General features: G+C 43.9%; 22 protein-coding genes and 1 tRNA gene. 7 read left to right on the forward strand and 16 right to left on the reverse strand.

The genetic code is table 11. The features are described 5' to 3' along the window. Window positions 1–226: 226 nt before the first annotated feature. On the reverse strand, window positions 227–316 hold the full coding sequence (gene petN, locus PY364_RS08795) for a cytochrome b6-f complex subunit PetN (protein WP_275521870.1): 90 nt from the start codon (window positions 314–316) through the stop codon (window positions 227–229). Between the two features lie 81 nt (window positions 317–397). Here petN and PY364_RS08800 point away from each other — a divergent pair, with 81 nt between their 5' ends. Continuing rightward, window positions 398–874 (forward strand): hypothetical protein, encoded by a 477-nt coding sequence (locus PY364_RS08800; RefSeq protein WP_275521872.1) that lies wholly within the window; start codon window positions 398–400, stop codon window positions 872–874. Here PY364_RS08800 and PY364_RS08805 read toward each other — a convergent pair. From PY364_RS08805 to PY364_RS08825, 5 genes are all read right to left on the reverse strand, one after another. Next, the gene (locus PY364_RS08805) at window positions 861–1,538 is read right to left on the reverse strand and encodes an SDR family oxidoreductase (RefSeq protein ID WP_275521904.1); all 678 of its coding nucleotides are present in this window, start codon (window positions 1,536–1,538) and stop codon (window positions 861–863) included. The genes PY364_RS08800 and PY364_RS08805 overlap by 14 nt on opposite strands. A 161-nt stretch (window positions 1,539–1,699) precedes the next feature. Beyond that, the gene (locus tag PY364_RS08810; RefSeq protein WP_275521874.1) at window positions 1,700–2,311 is read right to left on the reverse strand and encodes a class I SAM-dependent methyltransferase; all 612 of its coding nucleotides are present in this window, start codon (window positions 2,309–2,311) and stop codon (window positions 1,700–1,702) included. 13 nt (window positions 2,312–2,324) lie between these two features. Continuing rightward, entirely contained in the window at window positions 2,325–3,737 is a 1,413-nt protein-coding gene (locus tag PY364_RS08815) for an adenylate/guanylate cyclase domain-containing protein (protein WP_275521876.1), read from the reverse strand. 9 nt (window positions 3,738–3,746) lie between these two features. After that, complete coding sequence (locus PY364_RS08820; protein ID WP_275521878.1) at window positions 3,747–5,216, reverse strand: adenylate/guanylate cyclase domain-containing protein; 1,470 nt, start codon at window positions 5,214–5,216, stop codon at window positions 3,747–3,749. A gap of 360 nt (window positions 5,217–5,576) precedes the next feature. Beyond that, window positions 5,577–8,273, reverse strand: a complete 2,697-nt coding sequence (locus PY364_RS08825) for a phospholipid carrier-dependent glycosyltransferase (RefSeq protein WP_275521880.1) — start codon at window positions 8,271–8,273, stop codon at window positions 5,577–5,579. A gap of 130 nt (window positions 8,274–8,403) precedes the next feature. Here PY364_RS08825 and PY364_RS08830 point away from each other — a divergent pair. Next, a tRNA-Phe gene (locus PY364_RS08830) sits at window positions 8,404–8,476 on the forward strand. Window positions 8,477–8,627: 151 nt separating this feature from the next. On the opposite strand, the gene PY364_RS08835 is transcribed toward PY364_RS08830, so the two are convergent. The 7 genes from PY364_RS08835 to PY364_RS08865 all read right to left on the reverse strand — a co-directional run bounded on the left by PY364_RS08835 (window position 8,628) and on the right by PY364_RS08865 (window position 14,869). After that, a complete protein-coding gene (locus PY364_RS08835; protein ID WP_275521882.1) occupies window positions 8,628–9,722 on the reverse strand; it encodes a tyrosine-type recombinase/integrase in 1,095 nt (364 codons plus the stop codon). After that, window positions 9,719–12,835, reverse strand: a complete 3,117-nt coding sequence (locus PY364_RS08840; protein ID WP_275521884.1) for a DUF3987 domain-containing protein — start codon at window positions 12,833–12,835, stop codon at window positions 9,719–9,721. Before PY364_RS08840 ends, PY364_RS08835 begins: the two co-directional genes overlap by 4 nt. Before the next feature lie 64 nt (window positions 12,836–12,899). Beyond that, the gene (locus PY364_RS08845; RefSeq protein WP_275521885.1) at window positions 12,900–13,172 is read right to left on the reverse strand and encodes a hypothetical protein; all 273 of its coding nucleotides are present in this window, start codon (window positions 13,170–13,172) and stop codon (window positions 12,900–12,902) included. Then, window positions 13,169–13,684, reverse strand: a complete 516-nt coding sequence (locus PY364_RS08850; RefSeq protein WP_275521886.1) for a hypothetical protein — start codon at window positions 13,682–13,684, stop codon at window positions 13,169–13,171. The genes PY364_RS08845 and PY364_RS08850 overlap by 4 nt, the downstream gene beginning before the upstream one ends. Next, the gene (locus PY364_RS08855) at window positions 13,666–13,950 is read right to left on the reverse strand and encodes a hypothetical protein (protein ID WP_275521887.1); all 285 of its coding nucleotides are present in this window, start codon (window positions 13,948–13,950) and stop codon (window positions 13,666–13,668) included. Before PY364_RS08855 ends, PY364_RS08850 begins: the two co-directional genes overlap by 19 nt. Before the next feature lie 231 nt (window positions 13,951–14,181). Continuing rightward, window positions 14,182–14,376, reverse strand: a complete 195-nt coding sequence (locus PY364_RS08860) for a hypothetical protein (RefSeq protein WP_275521889.1) — start codon at window positions 14,374–14,376, stop codon at window positions 14,182–14,184. A 79-nt stretch (window positions 14,377–14,455) separates the two neighbouring features. Further along, window positions 14,456–14,869 carry a hypothetical protein gene (locus PY364_RS08865; RefSeq protein WP_275521891.1) on the reverse strand — a complete coding sequence of 138 codons (414 nt, stop codon included), beginning with the start codon at window positions 14,867–14,869 and terminating at the stop codon, window positions 14,456–14,458. A 463-nt stretch (window positions 14,870–15,332) separates the two neighbouring features. Here PY364_RS08865 and PY364_RS08870 point away from each other — a divergent pair, with 463 nt between their 5' ends. From PY364_RS08870 to PY364_RS08890, 5 genes are all read left to right on the forward strand, one after another. Further along, the gene (locus PY364_RS08870; protein WP_275521906.1) at window positions 15,333–15,572 is read left to right on the forward strand and encodes a helix-turn-helix transcriptional regulator; all 240 of its coding nucleotides are present in this window, start codon (window positions 15,333–15,335) and stop codon (window positions 15,570–15,572) included. Window positions 15,573–15,707: 135 nt separating this feature from the next. Continuing rightward, entirely contained in the window at window positions 15,708–15,968 is a 261-nt protein-coding gene (locus PY364_RS08875; RefSeq protein WP_275521893.1) for a hypothetical protein, read from the forward strand. A 251-nt stretch (window positions 15,969–16,219) separates the two neighbouring features. After that, window positions 16,220–16,402, forward strand: coding sequence for a hypothetical protein (locus PY364_RS08880; RefSeq protein ID WP_275521895.1), 183 nt, complete (start codon window positions 16,220–16,222; stop codon window positions 16,400–16,402). A gap of 79 nt (window positions 16,403–16,481) precedes the next feature. Further along, window positions 16,482–16,757: a hypothetical protein gene (locus PY364_RS08885; RefSeq protein ID WP_275521897.1), complete on the forward strand. Its 276-nt coding sequence runs from the start codon at window positions 16,482–16,484 to the stop codon at window positions 16,755–16,757. 104 nt (window positions 16,758–16,861) lie between these two features. Beyond that, window positions 16,862–17,053: a hypothetical protein gene (locus tag PY364_RS08890; RefSeq protein WP_275521899.1), complete on the forward strand. Its 192-nt coding sequence runs from the start codon at window positions 16,862–16,864 to the stop codon at window positions 17,051–17,053. Window positions 17,054–17,171: 118 nt separating this feature from the next. Here PY364_RS08890 and PY364_RS08895 read toward each other — a convergent pair whose 3' ends face one another. The 3 genes from PY364_RS08895 to PY364_RS08905 all read right to left on the reverse strand — a co-directional run bounded on the left by PY364_RS08895 (window position 17,172) and on the right by PY364_RS08905 (window position 19,790). Further along, complete coding sequence (locus tag PY364_RS08895) at window positions 17,172–17,492, reverse strand: KGK domain-containing protein (protein WP_275521901.1); 321 nt, start codon at window positions 17,490–17,492, stop codon at window positions 17,172–17,174. A 119-nt stretch (window positions 17,493–17,611) separates the two neighbouring features. Further along, window positions 17,612–18,115 (reverse strand): hypothetical protein, encoded by a 504-nt coding sequence (locus PY364_RS08900; protein ID WP_275521902.1) that lies wholly within the window; start codon window positions 18,113–18,115, stop codon window positions 17,612–17,614. Window positions 18,116–18,149: 34 nt separating this feature from the next. Then, the gene (locus PY364_RS08905; protein WP_275521903.1) at window positions 18,150–19,790 is read right to left on the reverse strand and encodes a hypothetical protein; all 1,641 of its coding nucleotides are present in this window, start codon (window positions 19,788–19,790) and stop codon (window positions 18,150–18,152) included. Window positions 19,791–19,925: the final 135 nt, after the last annotated feature.

The raw sequence follows: 19,925 nt of genomic DNA on the forward strand, positions 1-19,925 counted from the left end.
GGCGGTAAAGTCACCGCCAAGATGGCGGCGTTACGGATGTTTTTGGGTAAAATTATGGAATAATAAAACAGGAGACAAGCAAAATGCTTGCCTCATCAAGTAATACCAAATCCGATGATAAAACTATCTTTTCTTGGGGATGGGAAATCGCACCTTGACAAACAAAGTCCGCTAATGCGGACTTAAAAAAGTAAGTAATAAAACCGGATTTGGTATAATCTGTAATTTAGAAACCGTTACGTCCCCAAACTACCATCGAAATCGAGAACGTGAATACAACGGTAAGCGCAACCCAACCTAGTGATAGAATATCCATAGCAGTGCTTTAAAAAAGGTACAAAATGACTTCAATTCTAGATTATATTTCACTTTGAGCCATCTACAGCATTAGCCCATTGTGAATGATTCCTCAAACTTTAGCGCCGCAGAACGGTTAGAATCTCTGAAAGCAGGTACTCTAGCGGCGTTGTCGCTACTGTTAGCCTTTGTCCTTGTGGCGATCGCGAACAATTTCATACTACCAAACTTTGAAGCCCTAACGACACTGCAAACCACAGCCATTGACTTAAACTTAGTAGTAAGATTTGCGATCGCATCCCTATCTGGCTTCCTCTTCGGTGTCACCTACCGCTACGCCATCCGCCGCGACAGAAACCCCCACCTCAAAACAGGTGTAGTATTAGCCTTCGGACTGGTGCGGGAATTAGCCCAGGTAGATGTAGAATTATCTGGTCATACTAGCATCTTACTTGCCAAAAATATCTGGCTTTATGCTGCGATCGCGTTGGAAAGTATGCTGATGTTTGCGATCGCAGCCATTATCCTAGACTTTACCATCCAACGCCACTGGATCGAACCCTTCAACTCAAACTAAACTCATCAACAGTTGGATTGCCAAAAAGCTGATTCCGATCTACTGCTGAGAATACCTTATTATTGGTGCGATCGCTAACAACACATCGACCAACTAATTGTGCCACATCCGCACGGTGAATCATCCCAGAAATTTTATAATCCTCAGTTAAAACCCCATTACCCGTAGCAGGTTCAGACTTCAATCCTCCCGGACGAATAATAGTATAAATCAATCCACTTTCAATTAAATACTTTTCTGCCTTTTCTTTTTCCACCAAAACTGGCCCTAAAGTTTCCAAAGCTGTGGGTGATAAAGCCACCACACTATTACCACTACCAATAGAAGAAACCAGAATAAACTTTTGCACTCTCGCTTTTACCGCTGCATCAATTAAATTCTTATTACCCAAAAAATCCGCCCTTTCTCCATCTTTTGGCAAGCCACCAATCGTACTAATCACAGTAGAAATCGACTCGCCATTACTCAGCGCGGCTTCCACATTAATAACATCCAAAGCATCACCAACTTGTACTTTAATACCCATCGCCTCTAATTCATTGCGGCTATCAGATGAACGCAACATGGCTTTCACCTTCCTCTGTTGTGCTGTCAGATATTTAGCAATTTCTCTCCCAACTCCTCGACTTGCACCCGCTAAAAAAATGTAAGATTCAGCCATGATTATTAATCCCTTTTTAATTACAAACTTCTGACGTAACGCCGCCCTCTGGGCGGTAAAATCACCGCCCAGAGGGCGGCGTTACAAACAATTATCAGTAAATCATCAGATATTTGTAATTGTCTCACGATTTGCATATCAAAACCACCGCTAACAACTCGCAACTACCTTTTTCTAGCTACCATTACTATCCAAGATTGCTCAGCACAAGGCAAACCAGGCGGGCGATAATAGTGCTTAATCATATCAAATTGTGCTGCTTCCAAACAGGGAGCCAAAGTTTCATACTCCCAAGCTACAGTATAGCGCTTACCAGTCGGTCGCACATCGTAACCCTCCCAACTTCCCCGACACATAGACATCACAATTACACCAGCAGGAACTAAAGATTTGTGAAAATCCTTTAACACCTTTACCATGCGATCGCGGGGTACATGAATTAGGGAAGCATTAGCAAAAATACCATCAAAAGTTGTCAGAGGCAAGTCAAGATTTAAAAAAGATTGCTGCCAAACTTCGCAACCAGATAACTCTTTTGCCATCTCTACAAATGCAGGCGTAGCATCCAAACCAAATGCCGTATGTCCTTGACTTTTAAACCAAACCAAATCGCGTCCAGGCCCGCAGCCAACATCCAGAATTTTACCAGGATTCCTAGGCATTTCTGCAACCAAAGCATGACGATTTTGAGATACATCATGGTTCCAAGTTCCATCCCGGAAAGGTACAGCAGTCAACTGGTATTCTGCAATAGTAACCGTCTCGCGTTCTTCCACCACTCCTCCAAATTTAAACTTTTCTCCCCGTCAGCAAATAAGTAGTCATTTCTCCCTTGCCTTTCACCTGAATTATACCACGCTCTTCAAATAAATATTTATCACACAATAATTTGTAAGTTGAAGAACTAACTTGAATTTTGCCAGGTATTCCCTGAGATTCCATACGGGAAGCGGTATTTACTGCATCTCCCCATAGATCGTAAATAAACTTTTTAGTACCAATAACACCCGCAACAACAGGGCCAGTATTAATTCCAATTCTGATATTAAGCGGTTTGCCGCATTCAATGCTAAATCTCAGTATTTCTTGCTGCATATCAAGAGCCATTTCAGCAATCAACTCTGCATGATCTGGGTGTGGCATTGGCAAACCACCAGCTACCATATAATTATCCCCTATTGTCTTGATTTTTTCCAACCCATACTCTTCACTCAAGCGATCGAATGCTGAGAATATCTGATTCAGTAAATCGACCAATTCTTGAGGTGAAACCCGCGATGATATTTCTGTAAAACCAACAATATCAGCAAAAAGAATCGTCACTTCGGCAAACCCGTCCGCAATATTATTTTGTCCTTGCTTTAACCGTTCAGCAATCGGTTGAGGCAATATATTCAGTAATAAACGCTCTGATTTTTCTTGTTCAGAACGCAATATTTCTTCTGCTATTTTTCGTTGATTAATTTCCTGGTATACTCGATTAAACATTTGGTTAAATGCTGCCATTACTTCGCCTAGCTCATCTTCACGCTTAACAGACAAAGAGTAAAAGTCTGGTTTCCCCCCATTTTTGCTTAACGCATCTCCCGCAGCAATCAAATCATCTCTCAGTCGCAGAATCGGAGAAATTACTGTGATTCCTAATACTAGCATTGTCCCAGAAGTGACGACAATAGATATAATCAAAACTAGACCAGCAATTCGCAGAGTAAAATCGTATAATTCCTGTTGAACAGATGTAGCATTGTGACGAACAATTAAGATATATTTTCCTCCCAGATGGAGATTTGTCCAAGCAACATCGTATCTAGCACCATCTCGGCTGCGCCTGCGTAGAATTTTAGCATTTTTAAGTTCAGCAAAATCAATTTCAGGCGCTTCTCCTAATGTATCGATCAATTGACCGTCAGATTTGTAAATTGCTATTCCTGAAATTACATCAGAATTACTGGTGATATTTTGAATTTTTGCATGAAATAGCTTGCGGTCAGACATATCTGTTTTTGTCAATACCACTAGCGAGTTAATACTGGCACTAGAAACCTGTTCCAATTGCAACAAGAGCTCATTCTCTCGGCGGGAATAAGAGGGAACCAGAATAATAATCTCAATAATAATTAGGCTAAGAAACACCCAAAAACTTATTCGCAAAGACAAGCGAGCTTTGAAAGAACCTAATAGTGCTAAAATCCGAGGCTGCATAAAATTGACTCAAACTAATACATCGCAAAGTAACCTGCCAGTCAGCAGATAAGTAACCATCTCTCCCTTACCTTTTACATTAATACTTCCCCGCGATTCTAACTGATACTTATGCCGCAAAATATTGTAGGTTGATTCTGTTACTTGGATTGCTCCAGCAATCCCATGAGATTCCATTCGTGAAGCCGTATTTACAGCATCACCCCACAGGTCATAAATGAACTTTTTAGTGCCAATGACACCCGCAATTACAGGCCCAGTATTAATCCCAATACGAATATTTATTTCCATATTATGCTGAGCATTAAACTTGGCGACTTCGTGCTGCATATCTAAAGCTATTTCTGCAATACTTTCAGCATGATCGCTGCGGGGTTCAGGGAGGCCACCTACTACCATATAAGCATCTCCAATAGTCTTAATTTTTTCCAATCCGTGTTGTCCCGTTAACTGGTCAAAGGCTGAGAAAATCTCGTTGAGCAACTTCACCAATTCTTCAGGAGATACCTGTTGAGAAAGCTTAGTAAAGCCAACAATATCAGCGAATAGAATTGTTACTTCCGCAAACCCATCTGCAATGTTACTTTGACCGTCTTTCAACTTATTTGCAACCGGTTCTGGCAAGATACTTAACAACAGCCGATCTGATTTTTCTTGTTCTTTAATTACCTCTTCATTTGCCTGTTGTAATTGAGCAGTGCGTTCCCTAACTCGCCTCTCTAACTCCTTGGCATCTTGGCGCAATCGACGAATAGCTAAAGTTAATCCTGTGATACCTAAAATGGAAATCCCTACTAATATGAAAAAAAGTCCTCGCAGACCAGTACGAGTTTGCTGAGTGGGGTTGTCGAGAGGTTGAGTAATCTCCAAAATTCCCCGTACATCTCCTACCTTCCAGTCAGTTTTTGGACTCTCTGGATGAGTGTTATGGCAAGTGACACAGCTAGGCTTCATCAGGTCTGCTTCTGCATATCGAAATGATGGTTTTCCGCGAAATTCTTCAAGGCGAAAAAATTGCTCCTTCGGATGTTCTTTTAAATAATTAAGTGCCTCTCGCTCAAAATCATCTTTAGGGCCGCCTTGTTTTCTTCGCCAGGGAAAAGGATAGTCGCTATAGAGGCGAACTGACATTTCGGGATGCTTTTCACCCAGGTGCTTACCGAGTTCAATTAGGAAGGTAACAGGTAAGGGAATTGCTCCTTTTTTCAAAGTATAATCGTGGGTGATGGTAATTCCCTCAATGTCTGTGATACGGTTGACCACATCGGAACTGTAAAGAGTGCGGGATTCTTTAATGGCTTCAGCATAAAGGGAGGCATTTTGGAGTGCTTGAGATTTAATCAGGTTCGACGACAGGCTGGACATATTCGCCATCGCTACCGCCACACCCACTGAGAACAAAATTGTCAGACCAAGGATAATTTGCCTGTAGAACAGGGTTCTGAAGGCGTTCCAGACTTGAGAAGTTAACTGGCCCATGATATCCCCAATTGAAAGGGTCGATCTTTCTCTTCCTTTCCAGGTATTTTTAGCTTTTCCGTGAAATTACGTACAATTGTAACTCCTTAGCTTGGCTGTTAACAGTGTGCGATCGGATTTTGCCTTATTTAGCTAAGTAGCTGGACAAAAATAAAGAATGTCATTGCGAGCCCAGCGAAGCAATCTCAAAGCGCAAGCGAATTGCTTCGCTGGGATCGCAATGACATGATTACGTTTATTTATGTCCGAGATTCCGCCGAAAATGTGAGATCGTAATAGGGATTTCCCCCAGCCATTGTAACTAATTATGCAATCCAATTTCCAGCGGCCATTAATGGTTCAATCCACTCAATGCAAATTCTATAGTTTTAATTTCTTAATAGCTTGCAAGTCGTGCCAAGCTTGTAATATATTACCCTGCATTAGGGCTGCTACACCGTTTAGTGCTTGAATTTCTGGTTGATTTGGATTAAGAGTCAAAGCGGTTTGCAAGGCAACTTGAGCCGCTTTAGGATGCCAATTGTAGATATGAACAAAAGCAAGATAACCATAAGCATTAGGGTTTTTAGAATCTAACTGGGTCACTCGTTCTAAAGCTGCGATTGTTCCCTCTACATTTTGCTGCAATGCTCTAGAAAATGCCAGTGCATAAGCCCACTCTAAATTATTTGGTTCCTGCGTAAGTCTATATTCTAACGCTTGTTCTGCCTGAATGGTATAATCCTGAATTGGATCGTACTGATTAATCCGCCCAATCTGCTCAAAAACAGTTTCTAAACCTTTTATTCCCTTGGGTAAATTAATCGCCATTATTCGTAACTGAGTTACTAAATCTAACTCAGGTATGGTATAATTAGAAACGGATTGCGTGGCTGATTTAACGGATAAATTGTCGGTATTTTTATGGCTGTTTACTCCTGTCAATAATTCATTGGTTGCTGCATTCGTTGCCAAAACTTTTTGCTCAATTTCAATACTAACGCGCGGGACATTCATCGAATAACTTTCACCAGTTTTTCTATTCAAATAAGTAGCTTCTAGCTGATAAGTTCCTGCCTCAATTGTAAGAGGAGGAAACATTGCCATTCTTTCAATTACCTTAAACCCAACAGTGAATTGATCTGGTCTCAAAAACCCCCGATGTAACTCTCCAAAGCCGATAGCATGATCGTTTATAAACCTTGAAATTGGGATTGAATAATTTATGCTATTAGATTGTTGATTTCGCCAGGTAATCAGGACTAAACCAGACTGCAATTGTTGCCAAGGGCCTGACCATTCATAGGTAACAGGAATTGGTACTCCTGGGGGCGATTTTTCCGGTACAATTACTCGTCCTAACTTGACTTTTGATCTCGCCTCTGATAAGAGCTGCACGTTGATAGGTGACAACCGTTTATGATAGAGATTTAAGTTAGTATTGTCGGGCAATAGCCACGTTTTTTGCAATTGAAAATCTAGGTTATTTTCAATGGTACTAACAATTGCAGCTTGAGCTTTTTTAATGCGTTTGCGAATAGAACCTTGTTCGCCAGTTTTAGTTAAGAACCAAGAAAGAGAGCGCACGTCTTGCGTTACTTGTTCTAATTTTGTTCCTACCTGACGGCCGTAAACTTGGAAATTTTCCATCGCACCAAAGTAGTTGATATTGTGCTGATTAATCTCTGGTGTTGAAGGTAAAACTCCTAATGTTGAGCGCAAATAAGGCTCTGTTTGAAGAATCTCTGAAATTACTTCTTGGTGCGGCCATTTTTTACCTAATTTTGCTTGATATTGAGCAGCAGGACTAAGAAAATGCGTTAAGTTATTGCCTAAACTACCTCCTATCGGCCAGATGTTTAAAAACATCAAGATAATTGCTAAACTTACGGTGGTAAAACGAATTAATTTCCCCCAACGGCGCGGCCATAGGGTTAAACAATATGCTAAAAAAATAGAAAACACTGGTAAATATGGCAAGACATAGCGGGCATCTTTGTTTATATTAAGCGAACTAATTAGATAAGCTCCTACCCAAAAAATTGTTAGCCAATTTAGAGAATTAAAAATGGATGAGTTAGCCGCAAAAATTGAACAATAATCTTTTGGATCTTGGGATTTTAATTTTTTAATTGTATAGAGTAATAATCCTACTAAAGAAAAAAGTAATAGCGGCCAAGAAACTTGTTCAGGTAGTTTGTTCCAATAGTAAATCCAAGCATCTAAGGTGTTAAGGGCGGGATCTCCTTCTGCGATCGCGGAATCTATTGTTGCCCGCTTTCCGGCGGTTAAGATTAGCAACCAATTTGTTTTTGCCCAAGGGCCAAAAATCGCTATGGAAAGTAATAAACTACCTGCTAGCTGAGCTAATTTTACCCATGCTTTTTGTCGAATTGCTCCTACTCCCAGCCAGATTATGGGAGTAAAAAGAAATAGTATGGCGGTATGCTTTACTAAAATTGCTAATCCAAAAGATATCCCAAATGCGATCGCCCACAATAAAGAAGCTGCCGATTTTAAATTAGGAATTATCCCCTGCTCCCCTGCTCCCCTGCTCCCCTGCTCCCCCGCTCCTTTCCACATTGTTAGACAATAAAAGCTTAATGTCACAGCAGCAGTTAGGGGATAGTCGAGTAAAAATTGCAGACGAAAGCGATAAAGTGCGGGGAAAAGTAAGGATATGATGGCGGCCCAGAGGCCTACTTGCCGGTTAAATAACTGGAGGCCTAAACCGTAAATTGAAGCGATTAATACCGCGCTGAAGAGTAAGTGAACGAGGGTGGCGCGATCGCTTCCTAGACCAAAGACATTGAGAAAGGGGACGGTTAAGATGTAAGTTAAGGGAGGAATTTTGGACGATAGCAGCCAAAAATTTGTCCACCACTCGCCAGAAAGCCACTGGGGATGTTGTAGCACTCGCCAGTAGTTAAGGGTGCCTGTGAGGTATTCTGCCTGATCCCAGGCGGGTACGGAGCGATCTAGGGCAAACCAGAGGCGATCGCTCGCCGCCGCCATTAGCCATAGAATTGCTAGGGGAAGGAGACTCCTGTACCCTTTATTCTTGTCTTGTTCAGCCATTGCGATTTGAGATTTTAGAACCTTGATTGTAGGTTACAGGCTGGCGGGTTCGTACCACTCAAAAAAATTTTGGAAAACTACTTGCCAAATTCGGATTGAGTCTGTTACTGTAGTAAAGCGCGAAAAAAAAGCCGGGATAGCTCAGTTGGTAGAGCAGAGGACTGAAAATCCTCGTGTCCCGGGTTCAAGTCCCGGTCCTGGCATCCCTAAACCCCTTACAATGTAAGGGGTTTAGTTGTTTTATGGCTAGACAATCGACACCCGCGCTAAGGCCGTTTTGACGTGCAGTGACGTGCAGTTGACGTGCAGTTGACGTGCAAGCGTCGTTTTTGGAGCAAAACGGGTCTTCAATCGCTACTCTGGAACCTCAGATGTACTAACTAAGCCTGCGTAATGCTTCCAGATAGTTTGGGGACTGTTACCAACCCACCGGGCCACCTGTGCTACCTGGATACCAGAATCTAGACATAGACTGATAAAACTGTGCCGGGTGTTGTAGACGGTTCGGTATGCGATCGCTAATTCTTCAAGGACTCCCTTCCATGCCCGATTGAGGAAATTGTGACCGTCGATCGCACTGCCCTTGGGGCCAAGAAAAACTAGACAGTCGGGCTTAACCCCAATTGGTTTAACTTCCACAAGTAAATTTTTGAGATTAGCATTGCAGGGAAACTTCCGAATCGTGTGAGTCTTGGTATCCTTTCGCTTGCCCTCAACGACCGCCTCAGAAAAAGTGATTTCAGTCAGATCAGAGCTAATGTGTTTCCACTGCAAGCCAATTGCCTCACTGGGACGGCAGCCAGTCCAAAAAAGGAACTTAACAAATGGTGCATGGTGTTTCCAAACTGGATGCTCCTCAAAAGTGGTGATAATCAAGTCTCGTTCGTGCCTAGTAAACGGATTGATATCAACTTTTGGTTTTGGGGCGCGAATGCCGGGTATATGTGCAAACGGATTTCGAGGTATTAATTCCTCATCCGTTGCCCATTGGCAACAAGCCCGAATCTGCATCAGTGTTTTTTTTGCGGCCCCCGAAGTTAGCGTGTTGATTAGGTGTCTGCGAATTTTTCGGGCATCTCGCAAGGCTTGAGAAGGTAAAGAGGCAATATGTGCGGCTACTCGCTTGAAATCCTTGTTGATGGTGGTAATGGCCAGATGCCCCGATTTGTAAGCAGTGTACTTTTCCCACAACTCCCTCAACGTGAGAGGAAATTCATCAATTGCTTGGACTTGGGTTTGGTATTTGTTAAGGGTGAAATCAAACCGTTCAAAGGCGATATCGGCGGCGATTGACATTGCTTTTTGTTCAGCAGCAGCGCGGTTGAGCGCTGTATCGGGGAGGTTGAGGTAAAGATATTTCTGTTGGCCGCCGAACAGGTGGCGGGGGATTTGAATCCGTAGCATCCCCCGGACAGACGAGACGGCTACAGTACCTTTGGGCTTTCTCATCCGGCCTCCGACAATCTATCTAGAGGAACCATTTGCTGTTTGCCCATCCAATTAACGATCGCCATCGCTATCCCTCCAGCGGTGAAGTGAAACTTGACGAACTCGACGACATCGCGCCGCATCTGACCAGTAACTCGCAGCTTTAATTTTTGTCCTGGTTGCCAGTGGGGTTCGTCCGCCTGTGCGGTATCAATTTCGGGTATCGCCGCCTTTACCACCCGCAAGCTCATTGGATCAACCCATTCCTTAAATTCCTTATGGGAGACGACGCAGCGGAAATCGTCAACCCACCTAGCTTTAGGCATCCCCCTCTGAATCATCGGCTTGTCTGCTCCAGTCATCGCGAGGGATATCCATTTTTTATTAATGGCGTAAATCTCTACTAATCCAGTGCCGCCAGGAGAAACAATCTTGTCGCCTTCTTCTAAAAATTTGGTATCTGTGATCGCTTCTGTCACATTGACTGGCACATCAACCAGCTTCTGTTTTTTATTCAGTATCTTGATAGCTCCAACTGTCACACTGTCTGCGGACTCATCATTTGTGTTTTTCGAGGCTGGCGTTTTTTCTGGTTCATCTGGTTCATTTAGCTGAAGCTTTTGCAGTGCAAAGCTTTGACCCTGTTCCAAATCTGGTTCATTTTGGTTCATTTGGTTCATTTTTTCTGACTGATGAACCAAATCTGGTTCAAATGAACCAGATTTGGAACAGGTTGTATCCTTTGCAGGTGAAGCAATAGGAGCGTTTGAACCAGATGAACCACATTTTTCGGTGACAGTGAATTTTCCATCGGCAACTGTCACAATGAGTCCCAGGGCTAGTAACTCTGAAACCCAAATTTTGACCGTACTAGATGAAGGGCGACACCGTGATGAGAAGCCGTAAACGATATCTCGGATTGTGACTGCACCCTTCCGAGCGGCGATCGCAATCACACGAGCCAAACTTGGTGCTAGTTCCTGGCGCGAACCAATCTCAGTACGGATACTTGTGATTTGTAACTCTGTAAACCTTACAAACTGGATAGCCGCAACGACCGCCTCCGATTCAATAACTGGTGAAACTTCATCACCATTAAACAAACTGTGGATCGTGTGGATACAGGTCAAGAGCTTCCCAACCTTCTCAGGCATCTTGCCAATCATCCCGGCACGCGACTCGTCTTGCTCCTGCTGCGCCCTAACCCGGCGCTGTTCGCAGTCGTTGTAGAATGCGATGAATTTGCGCCTTGCCTCCAAACTCAACTCGAATTTTATCGGTGGTAACGAATCAATCTTCTGGTAAAGAGCACAGAGCATGGGAGATAGATCGACGTTTGGCATATCCATGCTCAACTCACAGGCAGCCGGTGGTTGACTAACAAAATCAAACCGGGCAAACTTACCATTTTTGTCCTCTTGACTCAAAAAATCCGCTAAGACTGACGGCTGAATCGTGCCAAATATTGAAAGGTAAAGTCTATCTAAATCTACCTTCAAACCTTCTGTACGCAATACTTTTGTTCCTGCCGTTCCGCCGTTCCAATACTCAAGTAAATCTTCTTCGTCGCTGCCCTTACCTCCCCTATATTGATTGCTGGATTTAAGAAATCCAGCCAGTTCATCGCAAGTCCACATCAATGATTGCAAAGGAAAGTGTTGAACTTGACAAGGGATACTTTCACCTGTCGCTTTACTGAAACTGTAAACCTTTGGTCTTGGTTTAATCGGTTCAGCACCGCGATTATCTTTCTTAGCTTTCCACTCAGCAAGAGCCGCCTCATACTCTTCTAATTTCTCCCTATATTCCTCCCGTGCCGCTTGCAGTAGTGGCAGCATGGGGTCAGTGATTATCGCTCTAAATATTGGCGATTTCTTCTGAGATATATTGGCGACGATGGCACCAAAATAATTCGGCGTGCAGCGATATTTTGTTTGAGGATACAGCATCGTTTCTGTCCCTACCTTGAACAGCGATGACGTTTGGGTAAGCAATGCGATCGCGAAGCACTCAGGTTTTAGATTAAGGATGGATGCCAGTCTCTCAATGGGTTTAGCTAGTTTCTCTGGGAAAATCTCTGATAGTTTTATGCTAGATTTCTGAGCGGCAAGTAAGCTCTCAATCTCTGCTTTGACATCGCCTCGTGCATCTTCCCGTTCTAATTCCTCAACGCGAGTGTTGTAAATCTTTTGGATGGCATTCTCAGCCATCTTGTACTTTTGAGCTAGCTCTGAAATGGCAATTAGCAATTGCGAACGGCGTAAATCTTGGGCAATCAAGCTGTCGATATCAGCGCCTATGCCCTTGATGTCTGGCTGGGCAAAATTCGGGTGAGTAATAACTTTTACTTCAGCTTTAAGCTTTTTCTTTTGCCCTACCAACTCTAAGATTTGTGCCGCAGTCGCACCCCCACCAATCCAGTCTTTAATATCCAAGCCCCGGTTTTTAGGTAGGCGTGCCCAGAAGAAATCAGAGGGCGGCGCATAACACCATTGAGCGTCTGGGAAATCTTCTGAAATTTCCTTCATGTAGGCTAAGCCGGGTTCATCCCGATCTGGACAAAGGACTAACTTAGCCCCTTCTAAATCCTGCCTGTACGAGCCATATTTGCGGTAATTTCCACTACCTCCAATGAATGTAGTAGCCGCGATTCCTATCTCCCATAGAGAGTCGGCAACTCCTTCGCCTTCACAGATAAAAATAGGATTGCCTTGAGCTATGGCCGCCCTTACTTCTTGATACCGATAACAGGGGATTCTTGACCTATCCAAGCCATCTAAGTTAGATTGCCACTTCTTCCCATCCCAAGCTGATTGCGGAAAATCTTTATGTCCTTTGCCGTCATCAATCCGTGTAACTCTGACGCAGTTATTCCCCTCTCTGTCGTCGTAGAGGAAAACGCTTTTTCCTGCTGGTCTAACAGGTTTAGTATTGGTTTCGGGGGGGGCTAAAGCTTCTCTGATGTCTTTGTTCTGGCAACCATTCCAGCATTGGTAAGCACCGTTTTTTTTACTGATTGAAAGGTTGTTATTGCCGCAAACTGGGCAGATATATTTTTCACCTTTGACATGAGTTAATTTGTCGGTGAAGTTCCTGATATCAAAGGAATTTGTGTTAGAATTGTATGCAGTCATTGAAGTTTTTTTCTGTTTGTTACTGTGTGAGTAGGAGCTGTTACTCCTACTCAATTGCTGTCAATTAGAATGGAATTGGATCGTAGTCTTCGTCTGTCTCTACCCCTTGGGGGACTGTTCTCTTAGGCTTCTGAGGGTTTAAGCCGTAAGCCTCTTTCACCCATGCAATGTGCTTTTTGTCTGGCCGAAACATCGGGAGGTCGAGACGGAAATAGCAGAAGATTGAACCGACATTTTGATCGTGATAACTATTGCCATCGAGTTCCCCATATCGTCGCTCCCAGAGGCCTATATCGAGGTCGAAGCGTAAGAAACGTTTGTCGATTTCAATCTTCATTTGATTACCTCAAACTCAATTACCCAAACCATCGGATTTTTCTCCCAAGAACCCGCACCATTAATTTTTTCCCAAAGCATCTTAAATGCTTCAATTGCGTTATCAAAAACTTGATCGCGTCTACAAAGAGTAGGGATTTGAAGTTTGACAATGCCTTCTGCTATAGCATCCTCCTCAGAAATGCTATTTAATGGCTCTACCCAAGTATCCAGAATCTTCAATTCGAGGCGACAAGCTTCGCGGGGCATAAATATCGATCGCTGCCAACATCCGGGTTTTATGAAGTCCTTTGGTGCGGTTGCTCTGTAGATTAGTTTGCCGTTGATTTCGCAGAAGGTTTCTCGTACCCAGAGGGTATCCCCAGCGACTCCATAGGGACATGGTTTGTCTGTCATCTTGAGATGCACAATCCGCCGTGTTTGGGTTTTGGCCCCTCCAAGAATTGCTCTCACCATCTCGCCTTTAAATAGGATGGGGCGTGAGCGGCTGGCTTTTACTTCTGTTGAAACCATCTTTCTAGTACCTCGTTGATTTTGCTCTTAAGTTTGCGGACGTGCTCGTTATTAGATTTCGCGGACTTGACGGCATTCGTGAGAGCTTCCTTGACCTCAAATATTTTGAGGTAGTGAGCTTTTGCCCGTGACTCGTAAAAGTCATAGTCCTCTTGAATTTCATCAAATACCTCACTTACCCATTCCCGAAATGGGAGGTCAGCGTTCAATCCATGTAGTTCCCCATCAATTCGTGCTAACTTCTCTTCAAGGTTTTTGATATCCATTTTTTGCCTTACAAATTAAACAACCTGTACCTTTGCACCATTTGCACTGACCTAATTCTTCAAGAGCGGTCTTAACCTCCGAGCACCAGATTTGATAAGGGTGGTTTGCCCTTTGACCGTAGGGATAGGCATCCCTAATCGCTTTCCTGATTGCCTTCGGATCTGAGCTTTGGCAGTTGTTGATCGCTGATTGAATTACATTCCTTGCGTGCAATCTCCAAGGGGATGCCATCAATCTCTCCTCCCGTTTCCTCGTTCTGGTTCGCGGTCTGGTTTCTGTTGGCCTTGAGCTTCAGCAATTAAAGTCCCAAATTCTATCCGTCCGCTACCTCTTTCTCCCGATCCTTTCTCCACTAAAAAGCAGAGAACGGAAAGGAATAAGAGTAAGCAGCAAGTGAATCCTAGTGTGAATGAACGGTTTAGCATTGCAGGTAATTGGTAATTGGAATTAGCCCGCACCCTGATAATTGTTGAATTTTGAGGGGTGAAGCTCACCCCTTGTGCTTTATCGAAGTTGTTGAAGTCCGCGAAGGGTGATGTATTCCGTGATGGCCGCCTCACTAAATACACAATCGGGAGGCACGATCGCATCCGCTTCACGCTCTGTCTGCGCTCCCTCCAAAATCGCGATCGCCAGCCCTAACTTTTCCTCGTCATCAGAAATCCGGCGCAAATACCGAGCGGCTTCCGTAAGGATAGGGCTGCAATTGGTATCAAGGGAGAAGCGGATTTGCAGCAATGTCTCCCTCATGTACAGCAGGGCAAGGGAGGCGATCGCTAATTTATCTTCCATGCTGGCTTGAGAAACGATTGACCAAATCCGCTCTAGGGCTAGCTGGTCAAGCCGTGCAATTTTGGCGGCGGACTCTATCTCAGCGGGGGTCATTTTATCTAAGTCTGGTAGGTCTTTAGTTTGCATTTTTTTGACTCCTGATTGTGGGGTACAACCCTTGTGGGGTATTAGTCCTATGGTGTTTGTCCGTTGGTTCGAGCAAAATTGGTTGCTAAGGCTGGCGCTCTGCCCGCAGGTCTGATGAGCCAATCAACAGCCTTGAGTGGAATGAAGCGGCAGAAAACTGTAAGACTGCCGCATTTTTATAGAAGCGATTTAACTCAGTGACGACAACCTTTGTGCTGATTGGCTTCTAGGCTTTCCTCCTCGATGGAATTCCCGGTGGTAAATGCGATCGCTAGTTATGAGCGATCGCTGACAGGCATAGGTGAGACACTTACGTAAAAGGCAGTCTTGAGCTTTAGCAGGTGCGGGGACTGTCTTTTCGTGCGTCCACCTTAGCGTAAATCAATTGACGGTTAAAGTCAATACCTTTACGTTAACCATAAAACAGTTTACTATGAGTAAGAGAACCACTAAGTCGCTGCTTATGAGATTGAGAACGGTAAGATTTATAACCCAGAAGGATTTGGCGGATTCGCTTGGGGTTACGGAAACCACCGTTCGCAACTGGGAAGCGGGTAGGTCTGTTCCTCGCCTAACCCCACGACAATTTAAAACGCTTCTTAGGGTACTAGAACTTTCTGTAGAACAGTTGCCTGATGATTTCGGCCCGCCAGAATCACCGATTGCCGTTATGAACGGCCGGAACCTTGAAAATCAAAACTAAATAGTTCAGCCCTCCCAGCTTGATGTCTGGGAGGGCTAACTTTCAAAAAGCACAAAAAAACGCCTAGCCCCAGTGCGATAAACACCGAGGCTAGACTTCCCACTCACCAGGACACACCTGGAAAGGAGCAAATTTATGATGTCACAAATAGCTCAAGCTCAACAAGCAACTGCAACTGCTCAGCCACCGAAGCTCATTTACAACAATCGCATCGAAGCTCAAGCAGAACTGGTAGACGAGCAAGCAGATTATGTTTACCAAATATTGATGGATAGCTTGCACCCAAAAACCGGGCAAATAGCGCCAGAGTACAGAGATTATTGCCTTGCCATGCTGTGCAGCCTCAACACAGCTGTAGTTGGTTTGTATGAACTTTTGGGGGGAGAGCAGCGCTAGTGAAGTCTCAGACCCCTGGGACTCGTCTCAGACCCCTGGGACGACTGAAACCCTTACAGAGTAACGAGTCCCCGCGTCCCTGGGACTCGTCCCACGTCTCACAGGAGGGAGCAAAACACGGTTTTTTAAGTGTTTTGCTCCCTCTTTTTTTGTGGGACGTGGGACGGCTAACTTTTTGGTGCTAGACACCCGTAGATAAATTTGTAGACACTGTAGACTAAACAAAAATCACCAGAAATAACGGAGGGGCAATGAGTAATAGCGGTACACAAGAGATAGACAAGAAAAAGCTTGTAGCAGCGCTAGGGGCGTTGGCAGAATGGTTGATAGAGGTCGATGAGAGACTAGATAACCTAGAAAAGCTGCATTTAAAGGAATTGCAGGAATTGCCGAAGGAAAAGAATCCCCCTGTAAAAATCTATTTTGATATCTAATGGGATGTTGTAGACAAAATTGTTGACACTGTAGACAGACTGACTTATCGTAGACATAACTTGTCTACAGGTGTCTACAATGAATCAAAGTCAGGTAATTTCGTTTCGAGCGTCAGGTCAGTTTCTAAGTTGGATAGAAACTCAGAGACTAGAGGGTGAATCCCCCAGTCAGGCCGCGCAACGCATTCTCAGAGAAATATCAGGCACGTCTACAGTTATGTCTACATCAAATAACACCGACATCGCGTCTACAGAAATGTCTACAAGTGTAGACAAGATTGTGAGTGATCGAGTTGACCCCATACTTGAGCGCTTGGGAGGCATTGAGGAACGCCTGGGAAAGTTGAGAGCCTGAGCCGTGACAACACTCAGGCAAGAAAAGAGGTTGAGAAGTGGAAGCGTCAGGCAGAGGAGGCGAACGCCGCATGGAAAGCTTTTGAGAAAGGGAGGGAGGCGGATTTGGAGGGGAAGATTGAAAGGTTGAAAGGCGAATTGGTCGAAGCGCGATCGGCACTTTCCGCCAAGGTCGCGCCTGATTCCGAAATTTTGGAATTGCCAGAGGCGGCCGACTTGCTCAATCAGCTTAAGGCGCGGCGCAAGCGATCGACGGCAACCTTGGCTGATGTGGAGGTTATTTTGGAGATGATTTAGGGGTGCCGATCGCGTTCTTATGAGTTCAGCCCTCCTAGAGTTTTAAGTCTGGGAGGGCTGACTTCATATCTGATAAAAACTCTTTGTTTTGGGGTTGAACGATGTTTAGTTGGCTTAACTACTCCTCATCCGGCAAAAACGTCACAGAGACGCTGAGGTTAACCTTCAGCCTTCCCTTTTTCCACTTAGCTTGATCAAGCTTGAGAATTTCACATTGAACCCCTTCCAACCAGTTAGCGTTTTCGGGCAAAATGTTTAACCGTTGCCTGAGCTGCTGGCTAATAAGGGCTTGCTGGGTTGGGTGCTTTTCCAGCCCAAAAAGCCCCGTACCCCCCGCAGCTTGTCTTAGTCGCCCCACTCTACATTCAGACTGAGGAAAGGAGATCACATCATCGTCTTGAAAGTCAGGTAAAATTTTAGTGGTTTCATCGCTTGGCATAGATGACTCCAAATTCTGTAAATGACACCTAATTTTACTAGGGTTGTCAAGTTCTGCTTTTAGACTGGCGATCGCTCTCCCATAAGTTCAGCCCTCCCAGAGTTTTAAGTCTGGGAGGCCTATTTAGGTTTTTGTTTGGGTGATTTTGCGGATTTCTTTCTAGGCTTCTTTGTAGCACTGCTACCCGATTGTTGAGTGAACTTTTCATACATTAAAGGAGCGAAAACGATCCAAGCACAGAGAGATATTGCAATCAACCACTCTCGCGATATCTTTTCGCTTGTCCCCATAGGGATAAGTGACAGAATTACCTCCATGCTAAGACTAACCTGGATAACCCTAATCCCTTCTTTTAATGAGGTTTCCTTTTTGACTTGAGGCATTAGCGGGTATTTTTTTCGCAGCCAAGGCAACAGGAGAGCAATGCAATAATGATAAATAATCATTAATAGTGCTGCCCCCATCAGAGAACCAATCCATACAAGTCCGAATTGTAAAAAAGATAGCTCCGAATCGGTCGTCATCAACCTTTCCAAGATAATCCCTAGAGAAAAGTGAGTTGAAATCAGCGCGATCGCACGTAGCCACGAAATGCGCGTCGGTAGGCTTCTTTTGATATCCATACTCTAGAGAAACAGATTGCCGCAATTATACCTTTTAAGGACACCCCTCTCTAGGTGGAACAAAGCAAAGTAAATTTGTCGGCTCTCCATCATCTCCAATTTCCGCAACGACCGCTCGGACAGCCCGAATAGTTTGGTTTATCGGCTGGCGCTTTGGGTTCCCGCCCTCAGTATACCTAGGCGCGAGATTACCATTTCCATCTCGGTGAGGTTGGGCTTCACTCAAGCTTACCAAATAGGCCAAAACCCTTTCTGCTTCCGCTTTCGATTCAAAATATGCCCCAGTGTAAATATTGGAATTTTTCCAATAAATTCGGCCGCAATGCGTCCCTCTGTTCATTGAAAGATTCTCAAAATAATCGCACCAATTCAAATTATCTTTAGGCATAGGGATTGACGTATGCCACAACGACCCTGATTGAGTGGGGTATTGAGTACCCCAAGTGATTACGAGCTGTTTTGTTACCTTAAATTCCTCAAACCTACTATCCGGCATTAAAGGCACACAGGAGGCATCGCAAGCCGTTTTAAGTACCTCTTTTACCAAAGCAGTTAAGGCCGCGACTTGACTGCTAAGCCCCTCAATTCCATTACCAGAATATAGAATCGCTTGAGTATTGTTGTCGCACCCAAAATATTCTATTTGTCCGGTAATATTTGGTAGTGTGGCCCCCTCACAAACCTCGCTCAATATCTTTGTATTGATACCAAATAGTTGGTCGATTTGATTTTTTATCCCATCAAACCCCACACCAGAATAATTGTAATTAATTGTAGAGCCATCACAATCATAGCTACCACTTCCAAATAAAGCCGGGTATTCTATATCTATATTCAAATCACAGACTTTTTCTAATATCTGTTTGTTAACCCCTAAGACTATATTAATTAATTGATGTAACCCCGTTAATCCCTCACCTCTGTAGGAGTAAGGTGTCGCCGCCCCCTCGCTACAGACAATAGTGCCAGAACCCTCAAAGGTTGGAGCTTTTTTCTTCAAATTATCTTGTACATCCTTTAATTTTGATTCAATATCTTCGCAGCATTCTTGCAGCTTCTTCAAATCTGGCTTAATCGGCTCTGGTATTAATTTCCCGACCAAATCAACCGCTACGGGTAATTTAGTAGCCAAGTCAACCGCTACGGGTAATTTAGTAGCCAAGTCAACCGCTACGGGTAATTTAGTAGCCAAGTCAACCGCTACAGGTAATTTAGTAGCCAAGTCAACCGCTACGGGTAATTTAGTAGCCAAGTCAACAGCCACAGGCAACTTACTAACCAAGTCAACCGCTACAGGTAATTTAGTAGCTAAATCAACCGCTACAGGTAATTTAGTAGCTAAATCAACCGCTACAGGTAATTTAGTAGCCAAGTCAACCGCTACAGGTAATTTAGTAGCTAAATCAACCTTGGCGGGTAGCTTAGCACTCATATTTGTTGCTGTTGGCAACTTGGCTATCAATGTTGTTGTAGCAGGCAATTTAATTTGTGTCTCGATTTTCGCCTTGGACAGAGCATCTTTAATAGAAGTGTCTATCTTTTGCAAAATCGGCTGAAGGTCAATAGGAGCATCCTTTGGTCTGTCTTTTATTAAATTAATATCAGTTTGCAATCTACTCAGTTTTTGAGCAATCGGATACGCAAGATTTACCCCTCCATAGCTATTAATATCCACTTCATTTAAGGCTCTTTCGGCATCCTGTGGTAAAATGTATCAGATACTACATTTTACTAGGTTGCGACCAATGGATCTTCACTTAGATATTTTATTAAATTTACCGAATGTAAGTGTTTTTACTTGTTATGATCG

Origin of the sequence: Kamptonema sp. UHCC 0994 (genome assembly GCF_029167235.1) — a bacterium.
Classification (GTDB): domain Bacteria; phylum Cyanobacteriota; class Cyanobacteriia; order Cyanobacteriales; family Microcoleaceae; genus Kamptonema.